The 21,230-nt window shown below is 44.4% G+C and carries 14 protein-coding genes; 12 read left to right on the top strand and 2 right to left on the bottom strand.

The window, feature by feature from the left end; all coding sequences use genetic code 11:
- The first annotated feature begins 82 nt into the window (after nt 1-82).
- The 10 genes from L1D37_RS19510 (at nt 83) to L1D37_RS19555 (ending at nt 15,054) form a co-directional block, all read left to right on the top strand.
- A complete protein-coding gene (locus L1D37_RS19510; protein ID WP_239848862.1) occupies nt 83-742 on the top strand; it encodes a TetR/AcrR family transcriptional regulator in 660 nt (219 codons plus the stop codon).
- Nucleotides 742-2,079, top strand: a complete 1,338-nt coding sequence (locus L1D37_RS19515) for an HlyD family secretion protein (RefSeq protein WP_239848863.1) — start codon at nt 742-744, stop codon at nt 2,077-2,079. Before L1D37_RS19510 ends, L1D37_RS19515 begins: the two co-directional genes overlap by 1 nt.
- Nucleotides 2,076-5,183, top strand: a complete 3,108-nt coding sequence (locus L1D37_RS19520; protein ID WP_239848864.1) for an efflux RND transporter permease subunit — start codon at nt 2,076-2,078, stop codon at nt 5,181-5,183. Before L1D37_RS19515 ends, L1D37_RS19520 begins: the two co-directional genes overlap by 4 nt.
- A 209-nt stretch (nt 5,184-5,392) precedes the next feature.
- Nucleotides 5,393-5,917 carry a phosphatase PAP2 family protein gene (locus L1D37_RS19525; RefSeq protein ID WP_176680867.1) on the top strand — a complete coding sequence of 175 codons (525 nt, stop codon included), beginning with the start codon at nt 5,393-5,395 and terminating at the stop codon, nt 5,915-5,917.
- Nucleotides 5,918-5,971: 54 nt separating this feature from the next.
- Nucleotides 5,972-7,027, top strand: coding sequence for an MJ1255/VC2487 family glycosyltransferase (locus L1D37_RS19530; protein ID WP_239848865.1), 1,056 nt, complete (start codon nt 5,972-5,974; stop codon nt 7,025-7,027).
- A 346-nt stretch (nt 7,028-7,373) separates the two neighbouring features.
- Entirely contained in the window at nt 7,374-8,333 is a 960-nt protein-coding gene (gene leuO / locus L1D37_RS19535; RefSeq protein WP_176680869.1) for a transcriptional regulator LeuO, read from the top strand.
- Between the two features lie 201 nt (nt 8,334-8,534).
- Entirely contained in the window at nt 8,535-10,343 is a 1,809-nt protein-coding gene (locus L1D37_RS19540; protein WP_239848866.1) for a long-chain fatty acid--CoA ligase, read from the top strand.
- Nucleotides 10,344-10,803: 460 nt separating this feature from the next.
- Nucleotides 10,804-12,561 carry an acetolactate synthase 3 large subunit gene (locus tag L1D37_RS19545; RefSeq protein WP_239848867.1) on the top strand — a complete coding sequence of 586 codons (1,758 nt, stop codon included), beginning with the start codon at nt 10,804-10,806 and terminating at the stop codon, nt 12,559-12,561.
- Nucleotide 12,562: 1 nt separating this feature from the next.
- Nucleotides 12,563-13,057 carry an acetolactate synthase small subunit gene (ilvN, locus tag L1D37_RS19550; RefSeq protein WP_008219984.1) on the top strand — a complete coding sequence of 165 codons (495 nt, stop codon included), beginning with the start codon at nt 12,563-12,565 and terminating at the stop codon, nt 13,055-13,057.
- A gap of 113 nt (nt 13,058-13,170) precedes the next feature.
- Nucleotides 13,171-15,054 (top strand): diguanylate cyclase, encoded by a 1,884-nt coding sequence (locus L1D37_RS19555; RefSeq protein WP_239848868.1) that lies wholly within the window; start codon nt 13,171-13,173, stop codon nt 15,052-15,054.
- Nucleotides 15,055-15,636: 582 nt separating this feature from the next.
- On the opposite strand, the gene L1D37_RS19560 is transcribed toward L1D37_RS19555, so the two are convergent.
- Both L1D37_RS19560 and pykF read right to left on the bottom strand, forming a co-directional pair.
- Nucleotides 15,637-16,308, bottom strand: coding sequence for a GntR family transcriptional regulator (locus tag L1D37_RS19560; protein ID WP_176680872.1), 672 nt, complete (start codon nt 16,306-16,308; stop codon nt 15,637-15,639).
- 175 nt (nt 16,309-16,483) lie between these two features.
- The gene (pykF, locus tag L1D37_RS19565) at nt 16,484-17,896 is read right to left on the bottom strand and encodes a pyruvate kinase PykF (protein ID WP_017061403.1); all 1,413 of its coding nucleotides are present in this window, start codon (nt 17,894-17,896) and stop codon (nt 16,484-16,486) included.
- 429 nt (nt 17,897-18,325) lie between these two features.
- On the opposite strand from pykF, the gene L1D37_RS19570 reads away from it, so the two are divergent.
- On the top strand, nt 18,326-19,096 hold the full coding sequence (locus L1D37_RS19570; RefSeq protein WP_176680873.1) for a DeoR family transcriptional regulator: 771 nt from the start codon (nt 18,326-18,328) through the stop codon (nt 19,094-19,096).
- A gap of 106 nt (nt 19,097-19,202) precedes the next feature.
- On the top strand, nt 19,203-21,035 hold the full coding sequence (glmS, locus tag L1D37_RS19575) for a glutamine--fructose-6-phosphate transaminase (isomerizing) (RefSeq protein ID WP_239848869.1): 1,833 nt from the start codon (nt 19,203-19,205) through the stop codon (nt 21,033-21,035).
- Nucleotides 21,036-21,230: the final 195 nt, after the last annotated feature.

Raw genomic sequence — 21,230 nt, forward strand, 5'->3', positions numbered from 1 at the left:
AGTGAGTAATTAATCTTCTACAACCATGTTGATTTATCCCTATAATTAATCGTGTGATTAATTATAGGGATAGGTCTCAGAGATGGCAGCGCGTAAAGCAGGGCGACCTCAACAGAATCTAGATGTACGGCAGTTACTCATTGAGCACGCTCGAGATCTGTTCGTGGTTCAACCGTATGACAAGGTATCGACTCGTTTAGTTGCTGAGCGAGCGGGTGTGAATATTGCGATGATTCGCTATTACTTTGGTAGTAAAGCCGGATTGTTTGAGGCGATGCTGCGTGAAACATTACGCCCTATGCAATTACAAATGCAGAGACTTGTTGATGAAAGCAGCCATGAGAACTTTCTCGATCTCATGAGAACCTATTACAAAGAGATGGTGAAGGTGCCGAAGTTTCCTCGCTTAATAGCCCAAGTGATGAACATGCCGCCTTCAGAAGTACAGAGAGAGTTACTCGAAAAGGTCTTTCTTGATGTTGCCAAACCTGCCCAAGATGTCATTTTTGAAAAGCTAGTTGAACAAGGCGTTTTAAGAAAAGATATGGATCCCAGACTCTGCCGCGTGTCGTATATAAGCTTGATGGTGTTCCCGTTCATTGCGCCGCCACCTTTGCTTGCTATTCATGGTATTGAACTCAATGAAGAATTTCTTAACCGACTTATCGAACACAACATCCAACTGATGACGGAAGGCTTTGTAAACGCCCCGAGCCCTTCACCTTTGCAGGAACCAAAATAATGAAAATAAGTAAAAAACTCCTCTTCTTTCCGGCTCTGGCCGTTGGTGTTATTGGCCTAGTGGCAGCGATTAATCTAAAGCCGGACTTACCGACTAAGCCTGCCGGAGATAGAGCGCGTTTGGTTGAAACCGTGAGTCTAGAAAAGCAGATGATCGCGCCATTAGCGGTTGGTTTTGGCAAAGTAGTACCAAAGGTTGAATGGAAAGCGATTGCTGAGGTGACAGGACAGATCGTGTACCGTCATCCTGATCTAGAAAAGGGACAAATTATTGCAGCGGGTACTGAGGTATTAAAGATCGATCCTTTGGATTACGAACTGAAGTTGGTGCAAGCGGAAGCGGATCTTAAATCAAGCCAGACCTCACTTGCTAAGTTGAATCAAGAAGAAGACAACCTACAACAAACATTAAAGATCGAAAAAAATCGGCTAGTAATCAGTAATAAAGAGCTTCAACGTAAACAGGATCTTCGCAAGAAAGGACTTACCTCTCAGTCAGATGTCGATCTACAACAACAAAGTGCACTCTCTCAACAGAAGTTAGTGTTAGATATACAGAATCAAATCGCTTTAATGCCAGATGAAAAACGTGTCGCGCAAGCGGTGATTAAGGTCAATGTCTCTAAGGTCAAAGAGGCGCAGCGTTCTTTGGATAAAACGACCATCACCTTGCCTAGAGCAATGCGAATCGCTCAGGTAGATATTGAACAAAACCAAGTGGTTAATCTTCAGCAAGAGATGTTTGTTGCTCATGGGATTAACGTTATGGAAGTTGAGGCGCAACTCTCTATTCACGATATGCAAACTTTAGCCTCAAGCTTTACTCAATTCCCTCGCGATGCTGCAGGCATACCTAACCCTTACCAAGCCCCGATTAAAGCGACGATCCAGATGAACAGTGGCAGCTTGAATCTGAGCTGGGCTGCGAAAGTCGCAAGAATCAGTGAAACCGTTGATGAAAACCAAGCCACAGCAGGGATCATTCTTGAAATCAATCAAGATTATTCAGCCTTACAACCAAGCAGTGCCACTCCCTTGGTGAATGGTATGTTCGTTAAAGCTGAGATTGAAGGCTTGGCGAACCTAAGTTGGGTTGTGCCTGAGCGTGCTTTGCATGGCGATAAGGTTTATCTGATGGATGATAGCCAGCGCTTGCAAGTGGTTAATGTTGAAGTACTTTATCGCCGAGACAATCAAGTGGTGGTTAATGGTGAGCTGCAAGCAGGAGACAAGCTGATTCTTAACGATGTTTTGCCTGCTATTGAAGGTATGTTATTGAAAGAATCTGCTTCAAATGATGATGAGCTTTCCATTGATATTGAGGAGAGCGCCTCATGATCAAGTTCTTCTCTAGGCACCCAACCGCAGCTAACCTGCTGATGCTTGGGTTGTTGATTATGGGTTTGGCCTCTCTATCTACTATTAAACGTGAAACCTTTCCAGCCTACGATCCCCCTTACATTATGGCGGCGATCGTCTACCCGGGCGCTTCACCACAAGAGGTGGAAGAGAGCTTGTGTGTGCGAATGGAAGACGCAGTCGATGGTTTAGCTAACATTGAAGAAACTCAATGTGAGGCGATAGAAGGCAGCGCTCGCTTGATCCTCAAGTTGAATGAGAAAGCAGATATCGGTCGAATGCTGGTGGACGTGCAAACTCAGATCAACTCGATCAACGATTTCCCAACTGAGATTGAATCACCAGTTGTACAAGAGTTGGATTGGAACGAACCAGTTGTTGATATTGCGATTACCGCAGAAACCTCATGGCCAGAGCTTAAGGCATACGCGGAAGATCTTAAGCGCACCATGAAGCTCGATTACGACGTTTCATTGGTTGAGGTCAGCGGCTTCTCTGATCATCAATATCGTGTTGAACTGGATACTCAAGCGATCCGCCAGCTCGGTCTGAGTGTCGGCGACATTGCCGATCAAATTGGCCGTCAAAACGTAAAACTGCCGAGTGGTAACGTAGAGACGGCAGACAAAAATTTCCTAATTCGTTTTGATGAAAGACGTATCACACCCGTTGAACTCGAAAGTATTGTGGTTGGCTCAGCGCCTAATGGCTCAGTGATCCGTTTACGAGATATTGCGAAGGTGACCGATCGCTTTGAACTTGATGAACAGAAAGTCCTGTTTGATGGTAAACCATCGGCTCTTCTAAAGATCAGCAAGAACAAAGAAGATGATGCGCTGCGAATCAAAGAGAACGTAACGCGATTCGTAGAAGATCAAAGTGCGATTGCCCCTGATGGCGTGACACTGCAAATGACCAACGATCTCTCGTCTGTACTGTGGGATCGCTTGACCATGATGGTACGCAATGGCTGGCAAGGTATTGTGTTGGTGTTTGCAACCATGTGGCTGTTCTTCAGTTTACGCTACTCGTTCTGGGTGGCGGCTGGCCTGCCTGTAGCCTTCCTGGGTGGTTTGTTCTTAATGGCGAACCTAGGTTTGTCGATCAACATCATGTCTCTAGTCGGCTTGTTGATGGCGATCGGTATCATGATGGATGACGCCATCGTGATCGCCGAATCGATCGCCTCCCATTTAGATCGGGGGCAAAATGTTGACGATGCGGTGTACAACGGTGTGAAGAAGGTGCTCCCTGGAGTCCTGTCTTCTTTCTTAACTACGGTGTGTATCTTTGGTAGCTTGTTGTTCCTTGATGGTGAAATGGGTGCGGTGCTTAAGGCGGTGCCTCAAGTATTAATCTTGGTGCTCTCTCTGAGCTTGATTGAAGCCTTCTTGATTCTGCCAAATCACTTGTCTCATTCATTACACAAAGAAAAAAATGACAAGCCAGCGCTGCGCTTCAAAGTGGTGCTGCTAGAGAGATTTGAGAACTTCCGTAATACCACCTTGATGAGCATGGTCGAGAAGGTAGTGACCTTCCGCTACGCCTTTATGGGCGGGGTGATAACCTTGTTACTTCTATCTATTTCGTTGATTGCTGGTGGAGTTGTTAAATTCCAACCGTTTCCAGAATTGGATGGCGATATTGCCGAGGCGCGTATCATTCTTCCTCCGGGGGCGTCACTGTCTCAAACTGAGCGAGTGGTCGATAAGATTGTTGCATCTGCCGAGCGTTTAAATGCGCAATGGAGCGAAGAGGTCGAAGAAGGCAACACCTTGGTTGAGCACATTACCAGCCAATTTAACGCCAACGCAGATGCTAATGAATCAGGCCCGCATTTAGCTACCGTTCGCTTAGATTTACGTGGCGCAGAGAGCCGTAACACGGTTATCGATGACTTTATTGATGCATGGCGAGAAGACATCGGTGACTTGGCCGATCCTATCTCGTTAGTTTTCAAGCAACCGACCATGGGGCCGGGCGGTCGTGCGATTGAGATTCGAGCTAAACATGATGACCTAAGTGCACTGAAATCGGCTTCTTTGGATATTCAGGAATACCTTAATCAGTTTGATGGCGTGCACGGCGTGCTGGATGACATGCGCATGGGTAAAGAAGAGATCTTGGTGAAGCTGCGTCCGGGCGCAGAAACCTATAATGTGAATGGGCAGATGATTGCTTCCCAATTGCGTGCGGCTTTCTTTGGTCAGACAGCGGATGAGATTCAAATCGGTGTTGAGAACATCTCGATTGAAGTTCGCCTTGATAAAGAGCAAGCGGGTGATTTACAGCAACTGGCTAACTTCCCAATCATCACCTCAGATGGCAGTCAGATTCCATTAGCTACACTGGCAACGTTAGATTTTCAACGTAACTACGTGCGAATCCAGCGTATCGATGGGTTGAGAACCATCAGTATCTTTGGTGACATAGATAATAAGAAAGCGAGCTCTTCCGCGATTTTGGCTCAGTTCCAAAAAGAAGAGGCGGCTAAGCTGATTCAAAAATACCCGGGCTTACGTTTTGATTTCGAAGGCGAAGCTAAAGATGCCGCTAAGACCGGAGCCTCGATGGGCAAAGGCTTCTTATTGGGCTTATTCGGTGTGTTTGCGATTCTTAGTTATCAGTTCAGAAGCTACTTAGAACCTGTGGTTGTGATGTTGGCGATTCCACTGGCGTTCATTGGTGTCGTTGTTGGTCACTGGTTGTTGGGTCACGCACTGAGTATGCCAAGCATGATGGGTTTTGTGTCGCTCGCTGGGATCGTGGTTAATGATTCAATCTTGTTGGTGCAATACATACGTCACCATGTTGATGAAGGGGATAGCGTTCATGATTCTGTTGTTAAAGCCAGTCGCGAACGTTTCCGCGCGGTATTCTTAACCTCAATGACTACAGCCGCAGGTTTACTACCGCTGTTAACGGAAACCAGCTTACAGGCTCAGGTTATTCAGCCTCTGGTGATTTCGATTGTGTTCGGGATATTTGCCTCAACCTTGTTGGTATTGTTTATGATCCCTGCGGCCTACGCGATCTTGGCTGATTTTGGTTTAGTGAAAAAGCACGAGCCTCTTTCGCTATAGAGTTTTGAAGCAAGAAAAGAAGTAATAAACAATAAAGCGGCCTAGTGCCGCTTTATTTTTATAGGGTGTTTTTGTCATCACCTTAGCTTGAGGGGCTTCATTGCACATCCCAAGGAAATTTCATTTTAGTTCATTCAAAACGTCACTTAACTGTCATTTGTTGGGCATAACTTGACCCTTAACTGAATAAGGATTGTTAAGGAGATCGTATGCGTACTATCGAACCTATTGTCCGCTGGGATGTGGCATTTTCTGTTTTCTGTTTAAAAAACCGTTATAGCGGGCAACATGCAACACTCAGTAAAGCGGTGTCTCATACTGGAGATGGACACCTTTACGTGTTAATTGCGTTGATTGCTTTGCTGGCTGATAGCAGTACTGGCCGAGATTTTCTATTGGTCGGTTTAACCGCCTTTGCTATCGAGCTACCTATTTACTGGTTTGCGAAAAATACCCTCAAACGCCGCAGGCCAGCAGAGTTCTCTTCACTGCTTTATTCCCACATCGTGCCATCCGATAAATACAGCCTGCCATCTGGGCACTCCGCGGCGGCTTTTGTCATGGCGACTCTCATCGGGCATTTCTATCCGAGCTTATATCTCTTTAGTTTGTTTTGGGCGATCGCGATCGCAGGCTCTCGAATCTTACTTGGTGTGCACTTTTTAACAGACGTACTGATAGGGGCAGCCTTGGGCATTGCTTGTACGAGCCTAGCTATCAGTTTCATTCTGTAATCATTTTATTGGCGACATCTACCGTGTTTAAGTGGAAACTCTAAAGGAAAAAGCATGAAAATCTTATATGGCGTACAGGGTACTGGAAATGGTCACATTGCGCGTGCGAGAGCAATGGCCGTCGCCTTTCGTCAGCAAAATATCGATGTCGACTTTCTATTCTCTGGACGAGAAGAGAGCAAGTACTTCTCGATGGAAGAATTTGGAAACTACCAAACCCGCAGTGGCTTAACGTTTTATAGTGAGCAGGGGCAGGTGAAATACGGCAAGACATTCATGAAGAACAACATCTGGCGATTTCTGAGTGAGATTAACCAGATCGATCTGACACTGTATGATTTAGTGCTTAACGACTTTGAACCCGTCACTGCTTGGGCTGCTAAAAGGCAGGGCGTACCTTGCATAGGTATAAGCCACCAAAATGCGTTCCGTTATGATGTGCCGAAAGAAGGCGGTAACTGGATTGAGCACTCTGTGATTCAACATTTCGCCCCAACCGAACACTCAATAGGACTGCATTGGTATCACTTTGAACAGCCAATATTGCCACCGATTGTTCACACGCTCACTGGTGAACAACAAACCAAAACGGCGCAAGATTTCACTCTGGTCTATTTACCATTTGAGGATCTAGAGGCGATTTCAGAGCTGTTGATGAAGTTTATTTCTCACAATTTTGTCTGCTATCACCCGAATGTGATAGAACAAAGCCGAGTCGAAAATATTGAGTTTAAACCGCTCAGTCATGCAGGCTTCCAATTCGACCTCAGCCAGTGCTCAGGTGTGGTGGCAAATGGCGGGTTTGAATTACCCTCTGAAGCTCTAACTTTGGGTAAGAAGTTGCTCCTTAAACCACTTGATGGGCAGTTTGAACAACAGAGCAATGTGGCGACGCTAGAGGCGCTTGGATTGGCTCAAACAATGAGCTTTTTAGACCCTGCTATCTTGCGTGGTTGGCTCAACGAAAAACAAGCGGAAGTGGTCACCTATCCAGACGTCGCGAGCGCACTTGTTGAGTGGGTATTAGCAGGAAATTGGTCCAACCAAGATGACTTAAGAAAGCAGCTTTGGGACAAGGTAGACTTTCCTAGTTATGCATCACTCACCTAACTCATAAGTGTTATTTCTGAATCAACTAGCTGAACAATTCACGCGTTCAATAAATTGTAACAAATGTAACCAAACGATAGAACAGCTAAATAAGTCGAAATGAAACTCATAAGTGACGCATTTTATGTTTTTTTATAACTCTATAAATTGCTGATTTTTAGGTGTTAATTAATCATTAAGGTAAAATAAAATTATTCTTTATCAATCTTGTTGGTAGCTCGAGATGTATTGGTTAATAGTAATGGTAATCCGAAAAACATCGGTCTGATAAATATAAGAATTAGTGGTTATCTATTCCCATACCATTACCAATTTAACGCTGTCGAACCGACAAGAGGCAACTTGAATGTTAGAGAAAAAAGACGCAATGAGTGCAATTGCAAGCTACAGAATGGAAAGCACACTTCGTGGAGTCGACTTAAACTTATTGACTGTATTTGATGCAGTAATGCAAGAGCAAAACATTACACGTGCAGCTCACAATCTGGGTATGTCTCAGCCTGCTGTAAGTAACGCTGTTGCTCGTCTAAAAGTGATGTTCAACGACGAACTATTCATGCGTCAAGGTCGTGGTATTCAACCGACTCAACGTGCTCGTCAGTTGTTTGGCCCAATCCGCCAAGCGCTACAGTTAGTGCGCAACGAACTACCAAGTTCTGTGTTCTCTCCAGAGTCGTCTTCTCGCCTGTTCAAACTTGCGATTTGCAGCCCTTGTGACATGCGTTTTGCACCTAAGATCATGTCGACAATTAACGAGCAAGCACCAAGCGTTAAACTGCACATGGATGCTGAGTTCGACCGTCAGCTTTCTGAGCGTATGCGCTACCAAGAAATCGACTTCGTAATCGATTACGCTCGCTTTGATGAGCAAGGTTTCTCAAGCACTGAAATCTTCCAAGATGAGTTGGTTGTTGTAGCTTCTGCTTCTCACCCACGCATCAATGGTGAAGTTACAGCGGCAGAGCTGCTTAACGAAAAGCACGCGAAACTGTCTCGCATCCACGGTCAACGTAGCTTCTCTGAGCAAGCTTACCGTGACCTAGATTGCATGCCTTTCTACGAAGGTACGAGCCTAAGCAACGTTCTTTACGTTGTAGGTCAGTCTGAACTAGTAACGATTGCTCCTCGTTGGATGGTAGAACATGCAGCAAACAAAGAGCAGCTTCAGATTTTAGACTTCCCATTTGATAATGCGGCAATTTCAGGCTTCCTAAGCTGGCACGAATCAAGTGAAAAGGACAAAGGACACATTTGGTTACGAGATCAGTTAATGATGATCTGTGGCGAAGTAGTGGCACTTAACTAGACACTAATCCCTATGTTTTATAAGCCCTAAGCTAGGAGTCTGGCTTGGGGCTTTTTTGTACCTGCTATTTTTGTTGATAGAAAACTTAGCGTGAGACGTACTATTACTTATAACTTTGAGCTTCATCAGTTGCCTTTTCCATGATCAGAGGTACACTTGTGCGCTCAAAAAAGCTTACAGGTGTAAGCCAAAGGTAAAGAGATGGCCAATTTAGATTTTCATATCGTAAAAAGACTTCGTGACCAAATTGCCCAAGGCGGCAACCGTACAGCTTTGAAGCACAAAGTAGACAATGTATGGCAAGGTATTAGCTGGGAGCAGTTTGGACAACAAATCGATACGCTTTCATTAGCACTATTGGCTCAGGGACTGAGAGTTCAAGATAAGATCGGTATCTATTCAAACAATATGCCTCAATGGACCGTGGCAGATTTTGCATCTTTACAAGCTCGCCTTGTGACTGTGCCGATTTATCCAACCAACACAGCAGCGCAGTCGTCTTACATCATCCAAAATGCGGATGTGAAGATCTTATTCGTTGGTGAGCAAGTTCAATTTGACGCGGCGGTGAGCTTATTTGAAGAGTGCGAACAGCTAGAAGTGGTTGTCGCGATGTCTGATGATATCGATCTTCAGGGCCATGGCTTTGCGGTATCCTGGGCTGATTTCATGGCGCGCGGTGTTGAAGCTCAGCAAGCTGAACTTGATACTCGTCTTGCAGGTGCAAGCATGGACGACTTACTGACTCTTATCTATACCTCTGGTACTACTGGCCAGCCGAAAGGCGTAATGCTTGATTACACCAATATTGGCTATCAATTAGAAGGTCACGATGAGCGCCTTAGCTTAAGCAAAGACGACATCTCATTATGTTTCTTACCTCTATCTCACGTATTTGAGCGAGCGTGGACTTTCTACGTTCTCTATAAAGGCGCAACCAACTGTTACCTGCAAGATACTATGCAGGTGCGTGATGCGTTGAGCGACGTGAAGCCAACCGTAATGTGTGCGGTTCCGCGTTTCTACGAGAAGATCTTCTCTGCGATTCACGAGAAGGTTTCGAAAGCGCCGTTTATCCGTAAGGTTCTATTTACTTGGGCTGTGAACATGGGAGCGAAACTCTCTGTTTGTCACCAAGAAGGTCGTACTCCTTCGCTAATGCTGAAGAAGAGCCATGCGCTAGCAGACAAGCTTGTGTTATCTAAGCTGCGAGCATTGTTAGGCGGCAACATCAACTTCATGCCATGTGGTGGTGCGAAGTTAGATGAAACCATCGGTCGCTTCTTCCATGCTATCGGTATCAACGTAAAACTTGGCTACGGCATGACAGAAACCACAGCAACTGTGTCTTGTTGGGATGACCGCTGCTTTAACCCTGATTCTATCGGTATGTCGATGCCGGGCGCAGAAGTTAAGATTGGTGCTCAGAACGAGATTCTTGTTCGTGGTCCAATGGTAATGCGTGGCTACTACAAGATGCCTGAAGAAACCGCGAAAACATTCGATGAACACGGTTTCTTGAAAACCGGTGATGCGGGTCATTTTGATGAAAATGGTAACCTGTTCATTACTGATCGTATCAAAGAGCTGATGAAAACCTCTGGTGGTAAATATATTGCACCGCAAGTGGTGGAAGGCGCGATTGGTAAAGATCACTTTATCGAACAGATTGCAGTTATCGCTGACACACGTAAATTCGTTTCTGCACTGATTGTTCCTTGTTACGACTCGCTAGAAGAGTATGCAAAAGAACTGAACATCAAGTATCACGACCGTGTTGAGCTTATCAAGCACCACCAAATCGTTGAGATGCTAGAGAAGCGTGTGAATGACCTACAGCAAGAGCTAGCGAAGTTTGAGCAAGTGAAGAAGTTCAAGCTATTGCCGAAAGCGTTTTCTATGGATGATGGAGAACTGACGCCGACCCAGAAACTGCGTCGTAAGGTTATCAACGATAAGTATCAAGACGAAATCGAAGAAATGTACACTGAAAAGTCGAAAGATAAGTAGTTTTCTACTGAGATAAATTTTCAGTTGTTTAAAAATCCCTCTACGAATGTGATTGCATTTTTAGGGGGATTTTTTGTATCTAGTGACTAAGCACAATGTGCGAAAGCGCACACAGATAAGCTCGTTATTTATCGATAATTAGCGATTCATTTAAATATTAAGTGCTTTTTTTTGTTCTCTTTCTAGTTTTAATATCTAGTTATCAATCTTGGTTTGGGTTTTATTTGATGCTTTAAGCTAATAGTTGGTTTTTTGGCATAATTGTCGGATAACAGGTGTTAGACCAGATGATAATAAAGCGTTAAAGTTGTTTCGTATTACTGTTTGTTGTTATCACGACAGACAGCCATAGCCGAAAAAGTGGAAGTATTTCGAATTAGGCTACGAATAAGCCCTAGACTATGAAAAACCAGCCCAACATGTTCACCAAATATGATTGGAAACTGGTGAGGAGAGCAATATGTCAACAAAACCTGAAACAGCTATGTCATCCGGCGCTGAAATGTTATCCGGCGCTGAGATGGTGGTGCAGTCTCTAATTGAAGAGGGTGTAGAACAAATCTTTGGTTATCCAGGTGGTTCTGTACTTGATATCTACGATGCACTGCATGCTAAAACTGCTGAAATTAAACACGTATTAGTACGACACGAACAAGCCGCTACCCATATGGCTGATGGCTATACTCGTTCTACCGGTAAACCGGGCGTAGTACTTGTGTGTTCTGGTCCAGGCGCAACCAATACCGTTACAGGTATTGCGACAGCGTACATGGACTCAATTCCAATGATTGTTATTTCTGGTAACGTACCAAATAACCTGATTGGTAACGACGCCTTCCAAGAGTGTGACATCGTAGGTGTATCTCGCCCGATCGTTAAACACAGCTTCCTAGTTAAGAAAGCGGAAGATATCCCTGAAGTCGTTAAAAAAGCCTTCTATATTTCAACGACAGGACGTCCTGGTCCTGTGGTTATCGATCTACCGAAAGATATCCTAAACCCACAAATCAAGCTTCCTTATGAATACCCAGAAACGATCAAAATGCGTTCGTACAACCCAACGGTTACGGGTCATAAAGGTCAAATCAAGAAGGCACTGAAAGCACTTCTTGAAGCGAAGAAGCCAGTACTTTATGTCGGCGGTGGTGCGGTTATCTCTGAGGCAGACCAACAGCTCATTAAATTGGCTGAAGCACTGAATTTACCCGTTGTAAGCACCCTAATGGGTCTTGGTGCCTTCCCGGGCACTCACAAGAACTCTTTGGGGATGTTGGGCATGCACGGTCTTTATGAAGCCAATATGGCGATGCACAATGCCGACCTTATCTTTGGTGTAGGTGTACGTTTTGATGACCGTACGACTAACAACCTAGACAAGTACTGCCCGAACGCGAAGATCATGCACATTGATATCGACCCATCGTCGATCTCTAAGAACGTGAAAGTGGATCTACCGATTGTAGGTTCTGCAGAAAAAGTACTAGAGAGCATGGTGAACCTGCTGATTGAGCAAGGTGGCACTAACGATGCTGAAGCGATGGAAAGCTGGTGGAGTGAAATCAAACAGTGGCAAGATCGTGATTGCTTAGCTTATGAGAAATCTTCTGAGCGCATTAAGCCGCAACAAGTTATTGAAACACTGCATAAAGTAACCAATGGCGACGCGTATGTTGCTTCGGATGTTGGTCAACACCAAATGTTTGCTGCATTGTACTACCCATTCAACAAACCACGCCGTTGGATTAACTCGGGCGGCCTAGGCACGATGGGCTTTGGTCTACCTGCTGGTATGGGCGTTAAGTTTGCTAAGCCAGACGAAGAAGTGGTTGTTGTAACCGGCGATGGCAGTATTCAAATGAATATTCAAGAGCTGTCGACAGCACTTCAATACAATATCCCAGTTAAGATTATTAACCTGAACAACCGTTTCTTAGGAATGGTTAAACAGTGGCAAGACATTGTTTATCAAGGTCGTCACTCTAACTCATATATGGACTCTGTTCCTGATTTTGCTGCAATCGCGGAGGCTTATGGCCACGTAGGTATGCGTATTTCATCTCCGGATGAATTGGAATCAGGTTTGGAAAAAGCACTGGCGATGAAAGACCGTTTGGTATTTGTCGATATCAGTGTTGATGATACCGAGCACGTATACCCAATGCAGATCAAAGGCGAGGGTATGGATAACATGTGGCTAAGCAAAACGGAGAGAACATAATATGAGACACATTATTTCACTACTAATGGAAAACCAACCGGGAGCGCTTTCTCGTGTGGTTGGCTTGTTTTCTCAACGTGGCTACAACATCGAGTCGTTGAACGTATCTCCAACCGATGATCCGACACTTTCTCGTTTGAACGTAACGACTAACTCAAGCGAAATGCAGCTTGAGCAGATTCAGAAGCAGCTGCATAAGCTGATCGATGTACTTAAGGTACAAGAGGTCTCTGAGCTTGAGCATATTGAACGTGAACTTCTGATGGTAAAAGTACGTGCGAGCGGTTTTGCTCGTGCAGAAGTGAAGCGTACAGCGGATATTTTCCGTGGTCAGATCGTTGATGTGACCGCTTCGCAATATACGGTGCAAATGGCTGGTACCAGTGAGAAGCTTGATGCTTTCATTCAGGCTTTGTCTGAAGTCACGGAGGTGCTTGAGGTGGCTCGAAGTGGCGTGGTTGGTATTGCTCGTGGTGAACGAGCGCTGAAAGCCTAGACGATAAGTCTTTATAAAATAGCTTTTAAGCCGCTTTTTTAAGCGGCTTTTATTTTGTTAATTTTTTAGAGTGCTATAATCCCGCGCTCGACTTCCATTCACCTGAGTTAGCAATGAGAACTAAAAAATCAATAATTACATTGCTGATTATCTCTATCACACTGTCTTCTGCTGTAGGGGTGTATTATTTACAACGTTATCAAGACGTTAAAACTCAGAGCTTCAATGAGTCGGCAAAACAAGCCCTTCATCAATTGGTCTACGCTGAACGAGACTACAACCTTCTAAAATCTCAATTAGTCTCTGTTATGGAGCTACTCAGCCAAAGCCAAAGTTTAGTTAATTTCGCCTCTTCACCATCCAATCAAACCAAAAACCTGCTTGAAGAAGTGTGGCAGTCTGTTCTAGTGAACCAAAAATGGTACACACAAATTCATCTGCTTGATATTTCGGGTAAAGAGCTGGTGCGAGTGAACTATTCGTCTGCAACAGGCGAGGTGACGTTACCTCAGCACCTACAAGATAGATCGGAATCGAGCTACTATCAATTCGCACAAGGCTTGGAACATGAAGATATTGGCGGCTGGGGAATAGAGCTTGAAACCGAGCACGGTGAGCTAACTTATCCTTATAAACCAGTTCTGCGAGTCTTCACTCCCGTTGAAACACCAGAGAAGCGTGTCGGCTATCTTGTGATTAATTTGGATGTTTGGGGGCTGTCTTCACGTCTTAATTTCTCACCGGATTATGATTTTCGATCAGAGGTTGTCAATGAGTCGGGCTACTACATTGCGAGTAACAACAGCAGTAAGCTTTTCGGTGATTCAGTTCCAGAGAGAAAGAGCTTCAACCTAAAAAATATCGCACCCAAGACATGGGAAGCGATTTCTCGTGAACAAATGGGTACTGTATTTGAAGACGGTAACCTGTTCGCGTTTAACACCGTCAAGCTCGCGAATGATCAAAAGATGCACCTTTTGATCCACTTAAATGAGAAGCAGCTTCTTGATCGCGCTGAGCGTGATTTGAATGATCTTGCCCATGAAGAGATCATTGTTCTATTTACCGTGCTGATTTTCGCTTTTCCATTTGCTTATCTGGTGACGCACTACCGACGTCGCAGCTTAGAAAGTAAATTAGCACGTGCGGCATTGAACGGCATGTCGGCGGTGATGATCTCTGACAAGCAACATCGCGCCATGATGATCAATAACGAATTTGAAAACATGACGGGTTACAGTAAAAACCAAGTCATCGGCCACAATGCCTTGCAGCTGCTGCTGGAAAATACCGAGCAGGTGCTCTCTAGTGAATCTATCTGGCAGCACCTAGAGCAAGAGGAAGTGTGGGAAGGAGAGGTGCTGTGTAAGAACAAGCTTCGCATTCCTTTTACTGCCATCATGCGAGTTCATGCGGTCAAAAACAATTCGGGTAAAGTGAGCTATTACATTACCTCGTTAGTTGATATCTCTGTAAGGAAAGAGCTTGAAGTGCGTCTGCGTTTTCTGAGTGAGCGAGACGCTTTGAGTAATCTCTGGAACCGACGCAAGTTCGAAGAACAACTGGCTTACTATTCTCGCTTGGTTGAGCGTTATCCTAATGAAGCCACCACTTGTTTAGCCTTAGTCGATATCGATAACTTTAAGCGAATCAATGACGAGCTTGGCCACGATGAAGGCGACCGTGTGATTGCGTGTGTTGCTGGGCTCCTGCAAGATAGCCTTCGTAGTACCGACTTTGTTGCTCGTGTTGGGGGAGAAGAGTTCGCGTTGCTGATGCCACACACTTCTCTGCCGGAAGCGAAGCGCGTATTGGATCGACTGCGAATTGAGATAGAGCTAGCGGCGGGTACTAAGGTGACGGTGAGTGTTGGCTTTACGGATTTAACCAGTAACAGTACTCGTTCATATAAATGTGCCGATGTCGGCCTCTACGAGTCGAAATCCTCTGGTCGCAATACTGTCTCTATGTGTCCTAGCCATGCTGATGTTGCTTAGCTTTCTGCCTATTTAGTTTCTTTCTTCTGTCTGACTAATCTCTTTAAGCGGCTTTCCGATTGATTTTTCCTTCCCTTCTTTTTATTAGGAATCTCACTTTGAGCGACCTATGTCACAAAATCTATACAGTTAGACTAAAGTCTAATGTTGGTGATAATTTGAGCTAAACTGAACAATAAGTAAACTACCTTGCTTCAGATTACATCGTGCTTAACGGTGTAATAAATAGAGTGTTTACCAGATGTAAAAGGATGACACCGTTAACTTAATTCAACTGATTAGCTAGCTTTTTCAATGAGTTGAAAGGCAGCAGTAGAATTAGGTTAGCTGGAGCAAGAGTTTGGGGATCATACAGTCTGGTTAAAAGAGGCGTGGTATGTTTGTCGATTTTTTAGTGAGGTTAACCATAGGCACATTAGCCATTCTTGGCTTTCAATTGAGTGCTTTGTATTTTTTACCTATGGTTGTGCTGCTCAATACTCATCACAAAGAGTTTTTTGGGTGGTAGTTCAGTCGTAATACTGGAAACAAAAAACGGAGCCATTGGGCTCCGTTTTTATTTGGTTAGAAACTACTTTAGCGTTATGCCGCTTCGATAACTTCTTCAATTCGTTTCATTGAACCTAGCAGGTGTTGATCAAGCAGCTCAGTCGCTTGCTCTACATTTTTCGACAGTACTAGCTTCATGATCATTTCGTGCTCATCAATATTAAACAGATCATCAGACGCGCTTTCAGCAGACATCGCTAAGAAGCGGTAACGTTTTACTTGGTTGATCAGGTCATCAAAGAACTTAAACATGTTTTCTGAATCAGCGCCTTCAAGTAACGCAACGTGGAATTGTTGGTGACGCTCTTCCCACTCAACACAATCAAATTCTTCTGATACGTGCTGTACTCGTGACAACTTATGGTAAGACGTCAGTACATCTAGTTCCCAGCTCTCATCACCCGCTGAAATCGCCTTTTTGAGTAGAACAGAAGAGACAACACGAAGGCTTTCGTATAGATCATTCAGTTCTTTCTTTGATACAGGAGATACCCAGCAGCCTTTCTGTGGCTCAAGCTTTACGTATTTGCTCCAAGATAATTGTACCAAGGCTTCGCGAATTGGAGATGCGCCTACGTTGTATCGTGCTTTTAGATCAGCAACAACGAGTTTTTGGCCTGGGGTTAACTCACCATTAAGAATATCTTGGCGAATCATCTTTGATACTTTGTCAGTGAGCGTAGGACTAGACATTACAAACCTCATGTATATTGATTTCTAGTCTGCTAATCCGTCTCTTAGAAAGAGCCCATTGGAAGTTAACAGTACGTAGTTCTATTGTGATTGATAATACAGCGTACTGAAAAGTTAGGCAAGATTTTGTTTCATAAAAAAAGAGGGCCGAAGCCCTCTTTTATATTTTATGCGAATCGGTTCATTCTTATAGAACGTGAACAGATGCCGTGTTTGTAGTACCAGAAGCTACTAGAGCACCAGAAACCATAACTACGATGTCGCCTTTGTTACCTAGGCCAGATTGTAGAGCGATTTCTTTACCGTTGATGTAGAACGCGTCTGTGTTCTCGATAGAGTCAACAAGAACTGGCTTAACACCTTTAGTAAGAACTAGCTGTGCAGCTGTCTTTTCGTTAGTTGTTAGAGCAAGGATGTTTGCAGTTGGGAAGTACTTACGTACTGAACGTGCAGACTTACCGCCTTCAGTTGCAACAACGATTAGAGGAGCAGCTAGCTTCTCTGCTGTGTCTACAGCGCCTTTACATACTGCTTCAGTGATGCGTAGACGTGGGCTGTCTAGACGAGAACCTAGCTCAGCTTTAAGAGCTGAATCAGTGCGGTTCGCGATTTGAGCCATGATAGTAACAGCTTCAACTGGGTACTTACCTTTAGCAGTTTCGCCAGAAAGCATTACTGCATCAGTACCATCCATGATTGCGTTCGCAACGTCACCCGCTTCTGCACGAGTTGGACGTGGGTTGCTGATCATAGAGTCAAGCATTTGAGTTGCTGTGATAACCATCTTACGTGCACGGTTACACTTCTCGATCATCATCTTCTGAGCGAAGATTACTTCTTCAGCTGGGATTTCAACACCTAGGTCACCACGAGCAACCATGATGCCGTCAGAAGCTTCAAGGATTGAATCGAAGTTATCTACACCTTCTTGGTTTTCAATCTTAGAAATGATGTGGATGTTCTCGCCGCCGTTAGCGTTTAGAAGTTCACGGATTTCTTTAACGTCTTCTTCTTTACGGATGAAAGAAGCAGCAACGAAATCTACGCCTTGCTCACAACCAAACTTAAGGTCAGCTTTGTCTTTCTCAGAAAGAGCTGGAAGTTGAACAGAAACGCCAGGAAGGTTAACACCTTTGTTTTCGCCTAGAGCACCGTTGTTAAGAACTTTACACTTAACTTCAGTTTCTGTTGTTGCGATAACTTCCATTTCGATTAGGCCGTCATCAACAAGGATAGTGTTACCTGCAGTTAGGTCTTTAGCGAAACCTAGGTAAGTTACTGCTACTACGTCTTTGTTACCAACAACTGTTGCGTCAGTTGTGAAAGTGAACTCTTGACCAGCTACTAGATCTACGTCGTTACCATCTTCAAGTTTGATAGTACGGATTTCTGGACCTTTAGTATCTAGAAGGATAGCAAGTTGCTCACCTTTATTTTCCATTACTTTACGGAAGTTCGCGATACGAGTGCCGTGCTCTGCGAAATCACCGTGAGAGAAGTTAAGACGCATAACGTTCATGCCAGCATCAACTAGTTCAGTTAGCTTCTCTACAGATTCAGTTTTAGGGCCAATCGTACATACGATTTTGGTCTTTTTCATGGAAGGTACTCTCCGGTAAGTATTGTTACAATTTGAAATTTATTTAAGTTCTGAAGATTGGTCCGCTACATCAACATTTTGTGCCTGTTGTGTAAAAGCGCGGGACTTCCAATATGTCCTTCAGAGTTGTAAGTCTTTCATCAATTTTAGTCATTTTATGACCAAAAGATTTTGATTCAATATCGGTTTTCTGTGACTTACCCCACTATATAGGCGGTAAGTTGCAAAAAAATAACAGTCAGTTTTGTAATTTTTTTTCTTTTCGGGTGCGGATTCTACCACCTAATGACTTCAATATCACTGCTTAACAATTGTCTTAGGACAAGGTTTTATCGCTATTTATTAATTTTTTGGATCAAAATAAATGGACTAAATAGTTTCGTTGTAACTATAATATGTTTCATATCGAAACTTAGTGGTCTTTTTTAAATGTCGAAACGAAACACTCAGCTCAGAAGACATGCAATTTCTAACCTAGTGAACGAAAAAGGGGAGGTTAGTGTTGATGAATTATCCGCTAAGTTCGAAACCTCAGAGGTCACTATTAGAAAGGACTTGGCGTCTTTAGAGAAAAACGGTCAGCTTTTACGCCGTTATGGTGGTGCGATTTCGTTACCGAAAGAGGTTGTGAACGAAGAACTGGGTCAACAAGTTTCGACTCGAAAGCTTTCTTTGGCAAAAGCGGCTGCAGATTTAATTCGTGACCATAACCGTATTGTGATCGACAGCGGCAGCACAACAGGTGCTCTAATTCAGCAGTTAAACAGCAAGCGTGGTTTGGTGGTTATGACCAACTCATTGCATGTGGCTAACGCCCTTAATGAGCTTGAAAGTGAACCGACGCTACTCATGACCGGCGGTACTTGGGATACCCATTCGGATTCTTTCCAAGGCAAAGTCGCAGAGTCAGTTTTGCGTGCTTACGATTTTGACCAACTGTTTATCGGGGCTGATGGTATCGACCTCGACAGAGGCACAACCACATTCAATGAGTTGGTTGGCCTGAGTAAAGTTATGGCTGAAGTATCACGAGAAGTGATCGTGATGGTTGAGTCTGAAAAAGTGGGACGAAAGATCCCCAATTTAGAGCTGGCTTGGAACCACATCGATATCTTGATTACCGATACAGACTTGAGCAAAGAATCTCAAGCAAGTATCGAATCACATGACGTTCGAGTGATCCTGACTGATCCAGCTTAAAACTAATTTTAAATATTATGCATTTAACTTCCTATAATTGATCTTATTAAAGATATGGCCTTTGCTTGCTGCCAGTAGGAATAAACAAAATTGATGGAGTAAAACTATGTGTGGAATTGTTGGTGCAGTAGCACAACGTGATGTAGCCGAAATCTTAGTAGAAGGCCTTCGCCGCCTAGAATACCGTGGTTACGACTCTGCAGGTGTCGCTGTGGTGGATAGCGAATCTAACCTAACTCGTGTTCGCCGCTTAGGTAAAGTACAAGAGCTAGCAGACGCGGTAGAAGAGCAACAAGTGATTGGTGGTACAGGTATCGCTCACACTCGTTGGGCAACACACGGTGAGCCGTCTGAAGCAAACGCACACCCACACATGTCTGGTGATATCGCAGTTGTACATAACGGTATTATCGAAAACCACGAATCACTGCGTACTCTGTTGCAAGAGCGTGGCTACGTGTTTACTTCACAAACGGATACAGAAGTTATCGCTCACCTAGTTGAGTGGGAACTTCGTACTTCTGATTCATTGGTTGAAGCACTACAAAAAACCGCTAAGCAGTTAGACGGCGCGTACGGCACGGTTGTGGTTGATCGTAAAGATCCTAGCCGCATTGTTGTAGCTCGTTCTGGTAGCCCTATCGTTATCGGTTTTGGTGTAGGTGAGAACTTCCTAGCATCAGACCAACTTGCACTACTAAGCGTAACTCGTCGTTTCATGTACCTAGAAGAGGGTGATGTTGCTGAGGTTACTCGTCGTGATGTAACGGTATTTGACGTTGCAGGTGAGCGTGTAGAGCGTGAAATCGTTGAATCAAACGCAGAACACGATGCAGGTGATAAAGGTAAATACCGTCACTTCATGCAAAAAGAGATCTTCGAACAGCCAACTGCGCTGATCAACACAATGGAAGGTCGTATCTCTGAAACTTCGGTTATCACTAACGCAATCGGTGTTAAAGCTGAAGAGATCCTAAGCAAGGTTGAACACGTGCAGATCATCGCATGTGGTACTTCTTACAACTCAGGTATGGCTGCTCGTTACTGGTTTGAGTCTCTAGCGGGCGTAAGCTGTGATGTAGAGATCGCTTCTGAATTCCGTTACCGCGATTTCGTTGTGCGTCCAAACAGCCTGCTAGTTACGCTATCTCAGTCTGGTGAAACGGCTGATACGCTTGCTGCACTTCGTCTTGCAAAAGAGAAAGGCTACATGTCAGCAATGACTATCTGTAACGTTGCGGGTTCTTCGCTGGTTCGTGAATCTGATTTTGCTTTCATGACTCGTGCAGGAACAGAGATCGGTGTAGCTTCAACTAAGGCTTTCACAACTCAACTAGCAGCAATGCTGATGATGGTTACTTCAATTGGTCGTCTGCAAGGTCGCATCAATGAAGAGAAAGAAGCGGAAATCGTTAAAGCGCTGCATGAGCTACCAACGGCTATCGAGCAAGCTCTAGCATTCGATAAAGAGATCGAAGCGCTAGCACCTGACTTTGCTGATAAGCACCACACATTGTTCCTAGGTCGTGGCGAGTTCTACCCAATCGCAATGGAAGCGTCACTGAAGCTGAAAGAGATCTCTTACATTCACGCTGAAGCATACGCAGCTGGTGAACTTAAGCACGGCCCTCTAGCGCTTATTGATGCAGATATGCCTGTAGTGGTAATTGCACCAAGCAATGACTTACTAGAGAAGCTGAAATCAAACGTTGAAGAAGTACGTGCTCGTGGCGGTCTACTTTACGTATTCGCTGACCAAGACGCTGGCTTTGAAAGCGATGAGAATATGAAGATCATCAAGATGCCTCACGTAAGTGAAGTAACAGCACCTATCTACTACACAGTACCGATGCAGCTGCTGTCTTACCACGTAGCGCTAATCAAAGGTACCGATGTTGACCAACCTCGTAACCTAGCGAAAGCGGTAACGGTTGAATAATCGACAGATTATCTATTGCTTAGATAATAAGAAGCCCATCTAGTGATGGGCTTAATTATATGGTCCGCCTCACTCTCAAGCCCTTAAGCTTAGAGTAGGCTCTCAGAATGAGGTGAACCATATGTCTTCTATTCATATTTTAGGTATCGACCTAGGTAAACATTGCTTCCATGCTATCGCACATAACCGTTGTGG

Origin of the sequence: Vibrio sp. Isolate33, from assembly GCF_022397895.1 — a bacterium.
Lineage (GTDB): Bacteria > Pseudomonadota > Gammaproteobacteria > Enterobacterales > Vibrionaceae > Vibrio > Vibrio pomeroyi.

Excerpts from the sequence above, each read along its gene's own strand:
- L1D37_RS19510 (WP_239848862.1), top strand. The coding sequence starts at position 83 with ATGGCAGCGCGTAAAGCAGGGCGACCTCAACAGAATCTAGATGTACGG.
- L1D37_RS19515 (WP_239848863.1), top strand. The coding sequence starts at position 742 with ATGAAAATAAGTAAAAAACTCCTCTTCTTTCCGGCTCTGGCCGTTGGT.
- L1D37_RS19520 (WP_239848864.1), top strand. The coding sequence starts at position 2,076 with ATGATCAAGTTCTTCTCTAGGCACCCAACCGCAGCTAACCTGCTGATG.
- L1D37_RS19525 (WP_176680867.1), top strand. The coding sequence starts at position 5,393 with ATGCGTACTATCGAACCTATTGTCCGCTGGGATGTGGCATTTTCTGTT.
- L1D37_RS19530 (WP_239848865.1), top strand. The coding sequence starts at position 5,972 with ATGAAAATCTTATATGGCGTACAGGGTACTGGAAATGGTCACATTGCG.
- leuO (WP_176680869.1), top strand. The coding sequence starts at position 7,374 with ATGTTAGAGAAAAAAGACGCAATGAGTGCAATTGCAAGCTACAGAATG.
- L1D37_RS19540 (WP_239848866.1), top strand. The coding sequence starts at position 8,535 with ATGGCCAATTTAGATTTTCATATCGTAAAAAGACTTCGTGACCAAATT.
- L1D37_RS19545 (WP_239848867.1), top strand. The coding sequence starts at position 10,804 with ATGTCAACAAAACCTGAAACAGCTATGTCATCCGGCGCTGAAATGTTA.
- ilvN (WP_008219984.1), top strand. The coding sequence starts at position 12,563 with ATGAGACACATTATTTCACTACTAATGGAAAACCAACCGGGAGCGCTT.
- L1D37_RS19555 (WP_239848868.1), top strand. The coding sequence starts at position 13,171 with ATGAGAACTAAAAAATCAATAATTACATTGCTGATTATCTCTATCACA.
- L1D37_RS19560 (WP_176680872.1), bottom strand. The coding sequence starts at position 16,308 with ATGAGGTTTGTAATGTCTAGTCCTACGCTCACTGACAAAGTATCAAAG.
- pykF (WP_017061403.1), bottom strand. The coding sequence starts at position 17,896 with ATGAAAAAGACCAAAATCGTATGTACGATTGGCCCTAAAACTGAATCT.
- L1D37_RS19570 (WP_176680873.1), top strand. The coding sequence starts at position 18,326 with ATGTCGAAACGAAACACTCAGCTCAGAAGACATGCAATTTCTAACCTA.
- glmS (WP_239848869.1), top strand. The coding sequence starts at position 19,203 with ATGTGTGGAATTGTTGGTGCAGTAGCACAACGTGATGTAGCCGAAATC.